Here is a 14861-nt window from a genome sequence, read left to right as displayed (position 1 = left end):
CGGCAGCGGCCTCCGGTCAAGCCTCCGGCGGCTGCCGGGCCGGTGCGCCGGTCGAATGGTGCCGATATTGCCTGTTGATTGTGCAGCCCCCGCCCGCGCCCCGGAGCATCCCGACTCACGCAGGGAGAGGCGGCGTGAACCTGGAGCGGGGCTGACGCATTTCCTTTGCCTTGGCCCCTGTCTTGCGTCTAGCTTCGGGTCAACAAGAGGGACGCCCATGCCGCTCAGCGCGTTCGATGAAATGAACGGGATCCGGGAGAGCGGAACGGATCAGGCCGAGATCCGCGGGGCCTACGCGGCCCTGAAGCATTGGCTCGACTCGACGCCGGTCGAACATTTCAACACGCGGCGCAGTCAAGCCGAACTGTTCTTCCGGCGCATCGGCATCACCTTCGCGGTCTACGGCGACAACGAATCGACCGAGCGGCTGATCCCGTTCGACATCATCCCGCGGGTGCTGACGAAGCCGGAATGGGGTTTCCTGGAGCGCGGCCTCAAGCAGCGCGTCACGGCCCTGAACCTCTTCCTGGCCGACGTCTACGGCGCGCAGGAATGCATCAAGGCCGGGGTGATCCCGGGCGATCTCGTCTACCGCAACCCGCATTACCGGCTGGAGATGCGGGACTTCGAGGTGCCGCACGGCAAGTACGTCCACGTCGCCGGCATCGACATCGTGCGCACCGGCGAGGACCAGTTCTTCGTGCTGGAGGACAACGCCCGCACGCCGTCCGGCGTCTCCTACATGCTGGAGAACCGGGAGGTGATGCTGCGCCTCTTCCCCGAACTCTTCAGCAAGCACCGGGTCTCGCCGGTGGAGGATTACCCGGACGCGCTGCTGGCCACCCTGCGCAGCCTCGCGCCGATGAGCGCCGCCCGCGACCCGACGGTGGTGCTCCTCACCCCCGGCCGCTTCAACTCGGCCTTCTACGAGCACTCCTTCCTGGCCGACAAGCTCGGCGTCGAGCTGGTGGAGGCCTCCGACCTCTTCACCCGGGACGACGTCGTCTACATGCGGACCACCGAGGGGCCGCGGCGCGTCGACGTGATCTACCGGCGCATCGACGACGACTTCCTCGATCCGCTGGTCTTCCGGCCCGATTCGGTGCTCGGCGTGCCCGGCCTGATGAGCGCCTACCAGAGCGGGAGCGTGACGCTGGCCAACGCGGTCGGCACCGGCATTGCCGACGACAAGGCGGTCTACAGCTACATGCCGGAGATCGTGCGCTTCTTCACCGGCGAGGAGCCGATCCTGCACAACGTGCCGACCTGGCGCTGCCGCGAGAAGGACGCGCTTTCCTACGTGCTGGCCCATCTCGGCGAGCTCGTGGTCAAGGAGGTCAACGGCTCGGGCGGCTACGGCATGCTGGTGGGGCCGCACGCCACCAAGCGCGAGATCGAAGAATTCGGGCGCAAGCTGCGGCACGCGCCGGACGGGTTCATCGCCCAGCCGACGCTGGCGCTCTCCACCTGCCCGACCTTCGTGGCCTCCGGCGTCGCCCCGCGCCACGTGGACCTGCGGCCCTTCGTGCTCTCGGGCGCCGACGAGATCCGGATCGTGCCGGGGGGCCTCACGCGGGTCGCCCTCAAGGAGGGCTCCCTCGTGGTGAATTCGAGCCAGGGCGGCGGCACCAAGGACACCTGGGTGCTCGACGCCTGACGCGCCGACCGCCGCACGTCCCGCCCTGCCCCGCCCTCCGTTCGAAGTCGCGTCAGCATGCTCTCCCGGACCGCCGACAACCTCTACTGGCTCTCGCGCTACACCGAGCGGGCGGATTTCATCGCCCGCATCCTCGACGCGGCTTTGCGCCTCACCGCCCTGCCGGCCAGCTACGGCGGCGGGGAGACCAACGAGTGGGAATCGGCGCTCGCCTCGGCGGGCAGCGCCGAGCTGTTTCGGCCGCTCTACGACAGCGTCAACGAGCACACGGTGCGGGACTTCCTCGCCTTCAGCCCGCACAATCCCTCCTCGATCCGCAGCTGCCTGCAGACCGCCCGCGAGAACGCCCGCAGCGTGCGCACCGCGCTCACGGTCGAGATGTGGGAGGCGATCAACGAGGCGTGGCTGACCCTGCGCTCCTACGAGGGCCGCGATTTCACGCGCGAGGAATTCGCCCGCTTCCTCGACTGGGTGAAGGGGGTGTCGCTGGCCTTCGACGGCTCGGCCTACCGCACCATGCTGCGCAACGACGCCTACTGGTTCACCCGGCTCGGCATCGCGATCGAGCGGGCCGACAACACCGCCCGCATCCTCGACGTGAAGTACCACGTGCTGCTGCCCGAGACGGAGCGGGTGGGCGGCAGCCTCGACTACTTCCAGTGGACCACGATCCTGCGCGAGGTCTCGGCGCTCACAGCCTATCACTGGGTCTACCGCGAGAGCATCAAGCCCTGGCTGGTGGCCGACCTGCTGATCCTCAACCGCCAGATGCCGCGCTCGCTCACCAACTGCTACGAGATGCTGGTGCGCCATCTCGACCTGATCGCCGACGCCTACGGGCGCCGCGGGCCGAGCCAGCGGCTGGCCAGCAACATGCTGAGCCGCCTCGACAGCACCTCCGTGGAGGCGGTGTTCGCGGGCGGCCTGCACGAGTTCATCCAGGGCTTCATCCAGGACAACAACCGCCTGGGAGGGGCGATCGCCGAGCAGTACCTCGTCTGACCGCAGCGCCCCCGCGCGGGCCTGACGGCGCATCTGCCGACGACGCCTCCTCCCCGCTCCTTCCTCACGGAATCCCATGCGCATCCGCGTCGTTCACGAGACGGCCTACCAGTACGAGTCGCCGGCCCGCGGCCTGATCCAGATGCTGCGCCTGACGCCGCGCGACCATGACGGCCAGCACGTGCGCTCCTGGCGCATCGAGCCGACCGTCGACGGGCGCCTCGCCCGCCGGGAGGACGGGTTCGGCAACGTCGTGCACGTGTTCAGCGCCGACGGCCCGGAGGAGGCGCTGGTGGTCCGGGTGACCGGCGAGGTCGAGACCAGCGACACGCACGGGGTGGTGCGGGGCGCGGTCGAGCGCCTGCCCGATCCGTTCTACCTGCGCGAGTCGCGCTTCGCCGTCGCCGACGAGGCGATCCGCAGCTTCGCGGACGAGGTGACGGGCGGGACCGCCGCCGACGTGCTGGAGCGCCTGCACCGGCTCGTGGACGCGATCCACCGCGAGGTGCACTTCTCCCCCGGCGGTCCCACGGACGCGCACAGCACCGCCGCGCAGGCCTTCGCGCTGCGCGAGGGCGTCGGCCAGGACCTCGCCCACATCTTCATCGCCGCCGCCCGGCACGTGGAGATCCCGGTGCGCTACGTCTCGGGCTATTTTTACCGCGAGGGCGCCTCCGCGCAGGAGGCCGGGCACGCCTGGGTCGAGGGGCTGGTGCCCGATCTCGGCTGGGTCGGCTTCGATCCCTGCTTCGGCATCTCGGCCACCGCGGCGCACCTGCGGGTCGCGGTCGGCCTCGACTACCTCGACGCCGCGCCTGTGCGCGGCAGCCGGATCGGCGGGGGCACCGAGACCATGCGGGTGCGGGTGACGGTCGACGACGTGCGCGCGCAGGCGCAGGCCCAGTCGCAGACCTGAGGCCGGCCCGCGCCGTGGCGTGAATGCGACGGCCCCGCCAAATCGATCCGGCCGCCCTTGATGACGCGTCGGGTTAACGTCAAGGACAGGGACGCGCCCCGACTCTTCGTGCGCATCGCGCTCCGGACCGAACCCCCGCACGACCATGGCCATCCCGTTCGACTTCTCGTTCGCCCACCTGCTCACCATGACGGCCTCCGTCATCGCGGGCGCGGTCTTCGCCGATTCGGTCGAGACGTCGGGCCGCCGGTTCGTGGAACGCGCGCTGCGCTTCCTCGGCCTCGATCGCTGAGCCGGACGGCGGGTCCGCGCCGGCCTGCCGCGCTTTCGTCTGGACCGGCCCCACCAGTTGCGCCAGGGTAAGCGGACGCGTCGTCCGGCGAGGGACCCGAGGGGAGCGCCACGCGATGACCTACTGCGTCGGGATCCTAGTCGAGGACGGCCTCGTCATGATCGCCGACACCCGCACCAACGCGGGTCTCGACGACATCTCGACCTTCCGCAAGCTGCACCTGTTCGCGGTGCCCGGCGAGCGCGTGATGGCGCTCGCCTCCGCGGGCAACCTGTCGGTGACGCAATCCGTCGTGAGCATGCTGTCGGAGGGCGTCGAGAACCCCGAGACGGGCGCCCTCGAAACCCTCTACGAGGCGCCGACCATGTTCCGGGCCGCCCAGCTCATCGGCCGGGCGATCCGCCGCGTGCGGGCGATCGAGCGCGAGGGGTTCGAGGCGGCGCAGCTGCGCTTCGAGGTGTCGTTCCTGTTCGGCGGCCAGATCGGCGACGGGCCGATGCGCCTCTACATGATCTACTCGGCCGGCAACTTCATCGCCTGCACCCAGGACGCGCCCTTCCTGCAGATCGGCGAGCACAAGTACGGCAAGCCGATCCTTGATCGCGCCGTGACCTTCCGGACCGAGATCTACGACGCGCTCAAGGTCGGGCTGATCTCGATCGATTCGACCATGCGCTCGAATCTCGGCGTCGGCCTGCCGATCGACCTCGTGGTGGTCCGCCGCGGCACCTGCCACACCGAGGTGGTGCACCGGATCGAGGCGGGCGAGCCCTACTTCCACGACCTGCGCGAGCGCTGGTCGGCGGCCCTGCGCGCCGCCCACCGGGCGATCCCGCGCCCGCCCTACGGTCCGCCGGACTCGGCCTGACGCGCGAGATCGGGTCTCCTCGTGGCGCCTTGGAGCGTGACGTCCGACCGATCCAAGACGGCAGGGGGTGACACGCGGGATCCCCTCTCCCGCACAGAAGGCGTCCCCGCGCCTGTCCATGACCGGTCGCGAAGGACGCTACTCGTCCGTGCGCAGCGCCTGCCCGGTGTCGATCGGCAGGGGGCGGAACTGCTTCAGTTCGTCCCCGCTCGGCAGCGAGCGCACGTCCCAGCCGCCGCCGATGGCGCGGATCAGCGAGACCGCGTTGGTGAAGCGGTTGAGCAGGATCTGCAGCGCCGAGACCTCGTTGTTGAGCGCGAGCGCCTGGGCGGTGACCACCGTGGTGTAGTTCTGGGTGCCGGCGCGGTACTCGTTCAGCGCGATCTCGACCGCGCGGCGGGCGGATTGCACGGCGAGATCCTGCGCGCCGGCCTGGCGGGCGAGGATGCGCTGTCCCGAGAGCCCGTTCTCCACCTCTTGGAAGGCGGTCAGCACCGTCTGCCGGTAGGTGGCGACGTTGGCGTCGTAGCCTGCGCGCGCCGCCTGCAGCACCGCCGCGCGGGCGCCGCCGTCAAAGAGCGCCTGGCTGCCGTTCGCCGCCACCGACCAGAAGGTGTTGGCGGCCGAGAAAAAATTGCGCGCCGGATCGCCCGTGATGCCGCCGTTCGCTGAGAGCGTGACCGTGGGGTAGAAGGCCGCCACCGCGACGCCGATCTGCTCGCTCTGCGCCTGCACGGCGCGCTCGGCCTGGGCGATGTCGGGGCGCCGCTCCAAGAGGTCGGAGGGCAGGCTCACCGGCACGGCGGGCGGGCGGGGGCTGAGGCTCGCGCGCGGCAGCGAGAGCTCGGCGGGCGGACGCCCGATCAGGGTCGCGATGGCGTGCTCCAGGGTGGCGCGCTGGAGCCCCACCGCGATGGCCTGGGCCTGCGTGGTCTGGAGCTGGGTCTGCGCCGTGATCACGTCCGAGCGGGCGGCGACGCCCGCATTGTACTGATTTTCCGTGATGGCGAGCGAGCGCTGGTAGGCCTGCACCGTCTGGTCGAGCAGGCGCTGGAGCGAATCCTGGAAGCGGAGCTGGAAATAGGCGCTGGCGAGTTCGGCCTGGTTGGCGAGACGCACCGCCGCGAGGTCGGCCGCGCTCGCCTGGGCGGCGGCGACGTCGCTCTCGATGCCGCGGCGGATGCGGCCGAACAGGTCGAGCTCCCAGGTCGCCGAGCCCTGCAGCGTGAGCGTCGTGCGCTCGACCCCGAGGTTGCGCGAGCGGCTGATGCTCGGCGCGCCGATCACCGTGGGGAAGAGCTGGGCGCGGGATTCCTGCACCAGGGCGCGGGCCTGCCGGTAGGCCGCCACCGCCGCGCGCAGGTTCTGGTTGTCGACGTCCACGAGGCGGATCAGCCGGTCGAGGCCGGGATCGCGGAAGACGCGCCACCAGTCGCCGCGGTCGGCCTCGTCGCGGGGCCGCGCCGGTCGCCAGTTCCGCCCCGGCATCGCGGTGGCGGGCGCGCCGCCCTCCTTGAAGGCGAGCGGCGTCTCGACCGAGGGCCGCGAGTAGTCGGGGCCGACGAGGCAGCCGGCGAGCCACACCGGCACCAGCCCGGCCGCGCCGAGGCGGACCCACCGCACGCGGGCCTCCCTCATTCGCCCGCCGGCAGCGGCACGGCCCCGCCGGACCGGCGGCGGCGCAGCCGCAGGCGCAGGCGGTCCAGCACGAGGTAGACGACGGGGGTGGTGTAGAGGGTCAGCACTTGGCTCACGGTGAGGCCGCCCACGATGGCGATGCCGAGCGGACGGCGCAGCTCCGACCCCTCGCCGCCGTCGAGAATCAGCGGCAGAGCCCCGAGCAGCGCCGCGAGCGTTGTCATCAGGATCGGGCGGAAGCGCAAGAGGCAGGCCTCGGTGATCGCCTCGCGGGGGGAGAGGCCCCGGCTGCGCTGCGCGTCGAGCGCGAAGTCGATCATCATGATGGCGTTCTTCTTCACGATGCCGATGAGCAGGAAGATGCCGATCATCGCGATGACGCCGAATTCCTCCCCGGCCAGCATCAGGGCGAGCACGGCGCCGATGCCCGCCGACGGCAGCGTCGAGAGGATCGTCACCGGGTGGACGTAGCTCTCGTACAGGATGCCGAGCACCGCGTAGACGGCCAGCAGCGCGGCCAGGATCAGGAGCGGCTGGCGCGAGGACGAGGCCTGGAAGGTCTTGGCGATGCCGCCGAACTCGCCGTGGATGGTGGCCGGCATGCGCAGGTCGCGCATGAGCCGCTCGATCGCCGCCGTGGCGTCGCCCAGGGTCTTGCCGGGGGGCAGGTTGAACGAGACGGTGGTGGCGACGAACAGGCCCTGGTGGCTCACCTGCACCGGGGCGGTGCCGGTCTCGAAGCGCGAGAAGGCCGAGAGCGGCACCATCGTCTCCTTGGCGCTGCTCACCGCCGCCGCCGAGGAGGCCCCCGCCCGCCCCGCGATGGCGTTGGTGGAGGCGTTGCGGGCCGAATCGGTGGCGATGGCGGTCGCGGCGGCGGCCGGGTCGGCCTGGGCCGCCTGCGCGCCCGCCACCGTGCCGGCGACCGCGTTGGTGGAGGCCGAGCCGCGCGCCCGCGCGCCCGAGGTCGAGACGTAGATCTGCTTGAGGGTCTCGGGGTTGCCGAGGTAGCGCGGCGCGATCTCCATCACCACGCGGTACTGGTTGAGCGCGTTGTAGATGGTCGAGACGGCCCGCTGGCCGAACGCGTCGTAGAGGGTGTTGTCGATCAGGTCCGGGGTGAGCCCGTACCGGTAGGCGGTCGGCCGGTCGATCACGAGGCGGCTCTCCAGCCCGCCCTGCTGCTGGTCGGAGGTGACGTCCGCGAAGGTCTGGTCCTTCTGCATCGCCTCCACGAGCTTCGGCGCCCAGGTGTAGAGCTCCTCGGCGGTGTCGCCCTGCAGTGTGTACTGGTACTGCGAGAAACTCTGGCGCCCGCCGACGGCGAAGTCCTGGCGCGCGAACAGGTAGAGCCGCGCCCCCGGGATGCCGGCGAGCTTCGGGCGCAGGCGCGCCATCACGGCGGTGATCGGGTCGCGCTGGCCCAGCGGCTTGAGGCTGACGAAGACGTTCGCCGAGTTGGTGCCGCGCCCGCCCGTGAAGCCCACCACGCTCTCCACCGCCGGGTCGGCCCGGACGATCTCGGTCGCCTCCTTCAGCTTGGCGCTCATCGCCTGGAAGGAGATGCGCTGGTCCGCCTGGACGCCGCCGATCATCTGGCCGGCATCCTGCTGCGGGAAGAAGCCCTTGGGCACGATCACGTAGAGGTAGACGTTGAGCCCGACCGTGGCGAACAGCACCAGCATCACCACGGCCCCGTGGCGCAGCGCCCAGGCGAGGGTGCGGCGGTAGAAGGCCAGGATGCCGTCAAAGCCGGCCTCCAGGCCGCGCGCCAGGATGTTCGGGCGCCGCCCGTGCGGCTCCGGCGCGAGGAGGCGCGCGCACATCATCGGCGTGGTGGTGAGCGACAGGACGAGCGAGATCAGGATCGCCAGCGACAGCACCACGGCGAATTCCCGGAAGAAGCGCCCGACGATGCCGCCCATGAGCAGGATCGGCAGAAAGACCGCGACGAGCGACAGGCTCATCGACAGCACCGTGAAGCCGACCTCCCGGGCGCCGAGCAGCGCCGCCTCCAGCCGCGGCTTGCCGTCCTCGATGTGGCGCTGGATGTTCTCCAGGACCACGATGGCGTCGTCGACCACGAAGCCCGCCGCGATGATGAGCGCCATCAGCGAGATGTTGTCGAGGCTGTAGTCGCACAGATACATCGCCGCGAAGGTGCCCACGAGCGAGATCGGCACCGCCACGGCCGGGATCAGCGTCGCGCGGGCCGAGCGCAGGAAGACGAAGACCACCAGGATCACGAGGCCGACCGAGATCAGCAGCGTGCGCTCGGCCTCCGCCAGCGAGGCCCGGATGGTGAGGCTGCGGTCGCCCGTGACCACGAGGTCGATGTCGCCCGGCAGCGCCGCCTTGATCTGCGGCAGCGCCGCCTTGAGGCGGTCGACCGTCTCGACCACGTTGCCGCCCGGCTGCTTGTAGACGATGAGCAGCACGCCCGGCTGGCCATTGACGAGGCCGAGGTTGCGCCGGTCCTCGACCCCGTCGACCACCTTGCCGACGTCGCGCAGCCGCACCGCCGCGCCGTTGCGGTAGGCCACCACGATGTCGCGGTAATCGGCCGCCACCCGGCCCTGGTCGTTGGCGTAGAGCTGGTAGCGCCGCGCGTCGGTCTCGATCGCCCCCTTGGGCGAGTTCGCGTTGGCCCCCGCGATGGCGGCGCGGATGCCTTCGAGCCCGATGCCGTAGTGGAAGAGCGCGCCGGGTTCGAGTTCGACCCGCACGGCCGGCAGCGACGAGCCGCTCGCCTCGACGTTGCCGATGCCTTCGAGCTGCGAGAGTTTTTGCTGCAGCACGGTGGCGGCGCTGTCGTAGAGGGCGCCGGGACTCAGCGTCTTCGAGGTGAGGCCGATGATCAGGATCGGCGCGTCGGCCGGGTTGAACTTGCGGTAGGTCGGGTTTTGGCGCAGCGCCGCCGGCAGGTCGGCGCGCGCGGCGTTGATGGCCGCCTGGACGTCGCGGGCCGCGCCGTTGATGTCGCGGTTGAGGCCGAAGACCAGCACGATCCGGGTCTGGCCGGTGGAGCTCGTGGAGGTCATCTGGTCGACGTCGGCGATCTGGCCGAGGCGCCGCTCCAGGGGGGCGGCCACCGTCGCGGCCATCGTCTCGGGGCTCGCGCCCGCCATCTGCGCCTGGACGAGGATGGTCGGGAAGTCGACCTGCGGCAGCGGCGCCACCGGCAGCCGCACGAAGGCGAACAGGCCGGCCAGCAGCACGCCGAGGGTGAGCAGCGTGGTCGCGACGGGGCGCAGGATGAAGGGGGCGGAGAGGTTCATGGAACCTCACCCGCAGGTCGACCGCTCGCCCGAGCGAGCCGGTGCGCCCCGAACCATGGCGCGGGGAACCCTTCTCCCGGGCGGGAGAAGGGCAGGGATGAGGGTCCAGGTGGGGCCGCAGTGAGGTGCTGAGGGTGGTGAGGGGAGCGGAACGCTTCAGGTTCAAGCACGAAGCGCGGGGAACCCTTCTCCCGTGCGGGAGAAGGGCAGGGATGAGGGTCCCGGGAGGGAGCCGCAGTGAAGCGCAGAGGGTGGTGAGGGGAGCGGAACGGTTCAGGGCTAATCGGTGAACGTTGTGCTGGTAGCGGCAACGTTCCGGATCCTTGCTGCACCCTCCCGGGACCCTCACCCCTACCCCTCTCCCGCACGGGAGAGGGGATCCCGCGCTTGCCCTGTCGGCCGGCGGCGCTCACGGCACCGCCTCGCCGCGGGCGAGTCCGCCGCGGCGCCGGCCGCTCAGGCGGCGGGCGAGGCGGTCGAAGGCGAGGTAGATCACCGGGGTCGTGTAGAGGGTCAGCACCTGGCTGACGATCAGGCCGCCCGCGATCGAGACGCCGAGCGGCTGGCGCAGCTCCGAGCCGGTGCCGGTGCCGAAGATCATCGGCACCGCCGCGAACAGGGCCGCGAAGGTCGTCATCAGGATCGGGCGGAAGCGCAGGAGGCAGGCCTGGTAGATCGCCTCGCGCGGGCTCATGCCCTCCTCGCGCTCCGCCTGGAGCGCGAAGTCGATCATCATGATGGCGTTCTTCTTCACGATGCCGATCAGCAGCACGATGCCGATGATGCCGATGATGTCGAGGTCGTGCCCAAAGAGCATCAGGCCGGCGAGCGCGCCGATGCCGGCGGAGGGCAGCGTCGAGAGGATCGTGATCGGGTGGATGAAGCTCTCGTAGAGCACGCCGAGCACGATGTAGACCGTGACGATCGCGGCGAGCACGAGGAAGAGCGTGTTGGCGAGCGAGGCCTCGAAGGCGAGCGCGGAGCCCTGGAAGACGAGCTGGAAGCTCTCGGGCAGGCCGATCTCGGCCTTGGCCGCCTGGATCGCCGCCACGGCCGGCCCCAGCGAGGCCCCGGGCGCGAGGTTGAACGAGATCGTGGTGGCGGGGAACTGGCCGAGATGGCTGATGAGGAGCGGGGCGCGCCGCTCGCTCACCTGGGCGATGGCCGAGAGGGGCACCTGCCCGTTCTGCGCCGTCGCGGAGGGCAGGTAGATCCGGTCCAGTGAACGCAGGGAGCGGTGCAGGTCGGGATCGGCCTCCAGGATCACCCGGTACTGGTTCGACTGGGTGAAGATGGTCGAGATGATGCGCTGCCCGAAGGCGTCGTAGAGGGCGTTGTCGACGGAGGCCGGCGTGATGCCGTAGCGGCCCGCCGTCGCCCTATCGATGGTGATGTAGGCCGCCAGACCGTCCGCCTGCCGGTCGCTCGCCACGTCGGCGAGGTCGGGGATCCGGCGCAGCCGGTCAGTGAGGCGCGGCACCCAGGCGTCGAAGGCGGCGGGATCCGGGTTCTCCAGGATGAACTGGTACTGCGTCGGGCTCACCGCCGTGTCGATGGTGAGGTCCTGCACCGGCTGCATGTAGAGGGTGATGCCCGGCACCGCCGCGGTGCGGGCCGAGATGCGCCGGATGATGTCGCTCGCCGATTGCGTGCGCTCCTCGCGCGGGCGCAGGTTGATGAGGAAGCGCCCGGAATTGAGCGTCACGTTCTGGCCGTCGACGCCGATGAAGGACGACAGGCTCACCACGTCCGGATCCTTCAGGATCTCCTCGGCGAGGCGCTGCTGGCGCTCGGCCATCGCCGCGTAGGAGACGGTCTGGTCGGCCTGCGACACGCCCTGGATCACGCCCGTGTCCTGCACGGGGAAGAAGCCCTTCGGGATCGCCACGTAGAGGTAGCCGGTGAGCACCAGGGTGCCGACCGCCACCAGCAGGGTGAGGGTCTGCGCGCGCAGCACCCCGCGCAGCGTCCAGCCGTAGAACGCGATCCCGCCCTCCATCAGGCGCCGGCCCGCGGCGGCGAGCCAGCCCTCCCGCCGGGTGCGGGCGGGCTCGTGGCGCAGGAGCCGGGCGCAGAGCATCGGCACCAGGGTCAGGGACACGACGCCTGAGATCACGATGGTCGCCGCGAGCGTGATGGCGAATTCGTGGAAGAGCCGCCCGACCACCTCGCCCATGAACAGGAGCGGGATCAGCACCGCGAGCAGCGAGACCGTGAGCGAGATGATGGTGAAGCCGATCTCCCGGCTGCCCTTCAGGGCGGCCTCCAGCGGCGTCTCCCCCTCCTCCACGTGGCGGGCGATGTTCTCGATCACCACGATGGCGTCGTCGACCACGAAGCCGGTGGCGATGGTCAGCGCCATCAGCGACAGATTGTCGAGGGAGAAGTCCCACAGGTCCATCACCGCGAGGGCGCCCACGAGGGAGAGCGGCACCGACAGGCTCGGGATCAGGGTCGCGGGCAGCGAGCGCAGGAAGACGAAGATCACCCCCACCACGAGCGCGACGGCGAGCAGCAGTTCGACCTGCACGTCGTGCACCGAGGCCCGGATGGTCACGGTGCGGTCGGTGAGCGGGGTGACCTGGATGGCGGCGGGCAGCGTCGCCTGGAGCTGCGGCAGCAGGGCCTTGATGCGGTCGACCACCGCGATGACGTTGGCGCCCGGCTGGCGCTGGATGTTGAGGATGACGGCGGGCGTGGTGTCCATCCAGGCGCCGAGCTTGGTGTTCTCCGCCCCGTCGATCACGTCGGCGACCGCCGAGAGCCGCACGGGCGCGCCGTTGCGGTAGGCGATGATCGCGTCCCGGTAGGCGGCCGGGTCGCGGATCTGGTCGTTGGCGTTGATGGTGAAGGACTGGGTCGGCCCGTCGATGGTGCCCTTCGGGGTGTTGACGTTCAGGTTGGCGATGGTGGTGCGCAGGTCGTCGATGTTGAGGCCGTAGCCCGCGAGCGCGCTGGCGTTGAAGCGCACCCGCACGGCCGGGCGCTGGCCGCCCGCCATCGTGACGAGGCCGACGCCCGACACCTGGCTGATTTTTTGCGCGAGGCGGGTCTCGGCGAGGTCGCGCACCTGGGTGAGCGCCAGCGTCTTGGAGGTGAGCGCGAGCGTCAGGATCGGCGCATCGGCCGGATTGACCTTGGCGTAGACGGGCGGGGCCGGCAGGTCGCTCGGCAGCAGGTTGCCGGCCGCGTTGATCGCCGCCTGCACCTCCTGCGTGGCCACGTCGAGGGAGAGGTCGAGGTTGAACTGCAGGGTGATGACCGAGGCGCCCGCCGAGGATTGCGAGGTCATCTGGTTGAGGTTGGCGAGCTGCCCGAACTGCCGCTCCAGCGGCGCCGTCACCGCCGAGGTCATCACCTCGGGGCTGGCGCCGGGATAGAAGGTCTGGACCTGGATCGTCGGGTAGTCGACGGCCGGCAGCGCCGAGAGCGGCAGGTTGAAGTAGGACAGGATGCCGGTGAGCAGGATCGCCAGCATCAGGAGCGTGGTGGCGACCGGCCGCAGGATGAACAGGCGCGACGGGTTCATGGCAGGCACCACCGATCCAGCGCCACGCCCACCGGACCTGGCGCGGGGAACCCCTCTCCCGCACGGGAGAGGGGTTCCCCGCGGGTGTCAGGAGAGGCGGTGGGGGCTCGCACGGCGCCCCTCACGGGGTCTGCGGCCGGCGGCGGCGCGGCCGTTCGCCCTCGGGCGGGGCGGCGGGGGTCGGCTCGGCCTCGGCGCGCGGGGATGGCGCCGCCGCCGGCTCGGCGGCGGGAGCCCGCGGCTCGCCCTCGCCGGTGACGCGCACCTCGGCCCCGTCGCGCAGGCGGTCGGTCCCGTCGACCACCACCCGGTCGCCGGTCGCGAGGCCGGAGGTCACCACCGTGCGGCTGCCGTCCGTCTCGCCCGTGGTGATCGGGCGGACGCTGACCTTGTTGTCCGGGCCGAGCAGGTACACGAAGGTGCCGGGCGTGCCGCGCAGCACCGCCGCGGCCGGCACGATCGGGGCGTTCGTCACCGTGTTCACGAGGAGCTTGGCGTTGACGAATTGGTTGGGAAACAGCCGCTCGTCCTTGTTGGGAAACAGGGCGCGCAGCCGCACCGTGCCGGTCGTCACGTCGATCTGGTTGTCAACCGTGTCAAGGGTGCCGACGGCGATCTCGGCGGTGTCGCTGCGGTCGAAGATGCGCACCGGCAGCGTCGCACCCGCCCGCAGGCGGTCCATCACCCGCGCCAGCACGTCCTCCGGCAGGGTGAACAGCACCGAGATCGGCTGGAGCTGCGTCACCACCACGATCCCGGTCGAGGCCGCGGTGACGTAGTTGCCCTGATCGATCTGGCGCAGGCCGACCCGCCCCTCCACCGGCGAGGTGATGCGGCCGTACTGGATGTTGAGCCGCTGCTGGTCGATCTGCGCCTGATCGGAGGCGACGATGCCCTCGTACTGCTTGACCGTGGCGGCCTGGGTGTCGACGTTCTGCTTCGAGATCGAATCCTGGCGGTTCAGGGTCTGGTAGCGGGCGAGGTCGAGCCGGGCGTTCTGCAGCAGCGCCTGGTCGCGCTGGAGCTGGCCCTGGTACTGGGCGAGCAGCGCCTCGTAGGGGCGCACGTCGATCTGGGCCAGGAAATCGCCCTTCTTGACGTGCTGCCCCTCGCGAAAGCCGATCTCCGTGAGGTAGCCGCTCACCTGCGAGCGCACCGTCACGGTGGCGAGTGGCGTCACGGTGCCGAGCCCGGTGAGCACCACCGGCATGTCGCCGGCCGCCACCGTGGCGACGCCGACCGCCTGCGGCCCCTCGCCCCCGGCGGCCCGCCGGGCGCCGCGGCGGCTCGTCTCGGGCTTCGCCGCCTGCTTCGGCCCGAATGTGAAGCCGTCCGGCAGGTAGGTGCGATAGCCCCAGGCGCCGGCCGCCGCGAGCGCGAGCAGCAGGACCAGCCAGACGAAGCGGGAGCGGCGGCGGCGCGGCCCCGTCTCGACGGCCTCATCGGTCCTGATAGGCGACAGCTCGTTCATCTCGTCAATCCGGCGCACGGCACCCGTTCGTCCCCGCGCTGCTCAACCCCGTCCGTCATGGCCCGTTCGGGCCGCCGGCGCAGCACGCCATCTCACCGCATCCGCCATGGCAATGCGACGCCAGTACGGCCTGCATGTTGCCTCTTGATTGCTGAACACTCGCCGACGCGGCGCGGGGATCCCGCACGGGACGCGATGCCGCGGCGCTAA

General features: G+C 70.8%; 9 protein-coding genes. 5 read left to right on the top strand and 4 right to left on the bottom strand.

What is annotated here, in order from left to right; translation table 11 throughout:
- Window positions 1-217 precede the first annotated feature (217 nt).
- From ACKUB9_RS09290 to ACKUB9_RS09270, 5 genes are all read left to right on the top strand, one after another.
- Window positions 218-1657 carry a circularly permuted type 2 ATP-grasp protein gene (locus ACKUB9_RS09290; RefSeq protein ID WP_407521026.1) on the top strand — a complete coding sequence of 480 codons (1440 nt, stop codon included), beginning with the start codon at window positions 218-220 and terminating at the stop codon, window positions 1655-1657.
- Between the two features lie 57 nt (window positions 1658-1714).
- On the top strand, window positions 1715-2659 hold the full coding sequence (locus ACKUB9_RS09285; protein ID WP_407521024.1) for an alpha-E domain-containing protein: 945 nt from the start codon (window positions 1715-1717) through the stop codon (window positions 2657-2659).
- 76 nt (window positions 2660-2735) lie between these two features.
- Complete coding sequence (locus tag ACKUB9_RS09280; RefSeq protein ID WP_407521022.1) at window positions 2736-3575, top strand: transglutaminase family protein; 840 nt, start codon at window positions 2736-2738, stop codon at window positions 3573-3575.
- Between the two features lie 145 nt (window positions 3576-3720).
- A complete protein-coding gene (locus tag ACKUB9_RS09275) occupies window positions 3721-3867 on the top strand; it encodes a hypothetical protein (protein ID WP_407521020.1) in 147 nt (48 codons plus the stop codon).
- A gap of 115 nt (window positions 3868-3982) precedes the next feature.
- On the top strand, window positions 3983-4735 hold the full coding sequence (locus ACKUB9_RS09270; RefSeq protein ID WP_407521018.1) for a proteasome-type protease: 753 nt from the start codon (window positions 3983-3985) through the stop codon (window positions 4733-4735).
- 138 nt (window positions 4736-4873) lie between these two features.
- Here ACKUB9_RS09270 and ACKUB9_RS09265 read toward each other — a convergent pair whose 3' ends face one another.
- The 4 genes from ACKUB9_RS09265 to ACKUB9_RS09250 all read right to left on the bottom strand — a co-directional run bounded on the left by ACKUB9_RS09265 (window position 4874) and on the right by ACKUB9_RS09250 (window position 14651).
- A complete protein-coding gene (locus ACKUB9_RS09265) occupies window positions 4874-6373 on the bottom strand; it encodes an efflux transporter outer membrane subunit (protein ID WP_407521016.1) in 1500 nt (499 codons plus the stop codon).
- Window positions 6370-9651, bottom strand: coding sequence for an efflux RND transporter permease subunit (locus ACKUB9_RS09260; protein ID WP_407521014.1), 3282 nt, complete (start codon window positions 9649-9651; stop codon window positions 6370-6372). The genes ACKUB9_RS09265 and ACKUB9_RS09260 overlap by 4 nt, the downstream gene beginning before the upstream one ends.
- Before the next feature lie 409 nt (window positions 9652-10060).
- Entirely contained in the window at window positions 10061-13180 is a 3120-nt protein-coding gene (locus tag ACKUB9_RS09255) for an MdtB/MuxB family multidrug efflux RND transporter permease subunit (RefSeq protein ID WP_407521012.1), read from the bottom strand.
- Between the two features lie 121 nt (window positions 13181-13301).
- Window positions 13302-14651, bottom strand: coding sequence for an MdtA/MuxA family multidrug efflux RND transporter periplasmic adaptor subunit (locus ACKUB9_RS09250; protein ID WP_407521010.1), 1350 nt, complete (start codon window positions 14649-14651; stop codon window positions 13302-13304).
- Window positions 14652-14861: the final 210 nt, after the last annotated feature.

Origin of the sequence: Methylobacterium oryzisoli (assembly GCF_046557895.1) — a bacterium.
Taxonomy (GTDB): domain Bacteria; phylum Pseudomonadota; class Alphaproteobacteria; order Rhizobiales; family Beijerinckiaceae; genus Methylobacterium; species Methylobacterium oryzisoli.
This window is presented reverse-complemented; position numbering and strand designations above follow the sequence as displayed.

Excerpts from the sequence above, each read along its gene's own strand:
- ACKUB9_RS09290 (WP_407521026.1), top strand. The coding sequence starts at position 218 with ATGCCGCTCAGCGCGTTCGATGAAATGAACGGGATCCGGGAGAGCGGA.
- ACKUB9_RS09285 (WP_407521024.1), top strand. The coding sequence starts at position 1,715 with ATGCTCTCCCGGACCGCCGACAACCTCTACTGGCTCTCGCGCTACACC.
- ACKUB9_RS09280 (WP_407521022.1), top strand. The coding sequence starts at position 2,736 with ATGCGCATCCGCGTCGTTCACGAGACGGCCTACCAGTACGAGTCGCCG.
- ACKUB9_RS09275 (WP_407521020.1), top strand. The coding sequence starts at position 3,721 with ATGGCCATCCCGTTCGACTTCTCGTTCGCCCACCTGCTCACCATGACG.
- ACKUB9_RS09270 (WP_407521018.1), top strand. The coding sequence starts at position 3,983 with ATGACCTACTGCGTCGGGATCCTAGTCGAGGACGGCCTCGTCATGATC.
- ACKUB9_RS09265 (WP_407521016.1), bottom strand. The coding sequence starts at position 6,373 with ATGAGGGAGGCCCGCGTGCGGTGGGTCCGCCTCGGCGCGGCCGGGCTG.
- ACKUB9_RS09260 (WP_407521014.1), bottom strand. The coding sequence starts at position 9,651 with ATGAACCTCTCCGCCCCCTTCATCCTGCGCCCCGTCGCGACCACGCTG.
- ACKUB9_RS09255 (WP_407521012.1), bottom strand. The coding sequence starts at position 13,180 with ATGAACCCGTCGCGCCTGTTCATCCTGCGGCCGGTCGCCACCACGCTC.
- ACKUB9_RS09250 (WP_407521010.1), bottom strand. The coding sequence starts at position 14,651 with ATGAACGAGCTGTCGCCTATCAGGACCGATGAGGCCGTCGAGACGGGG.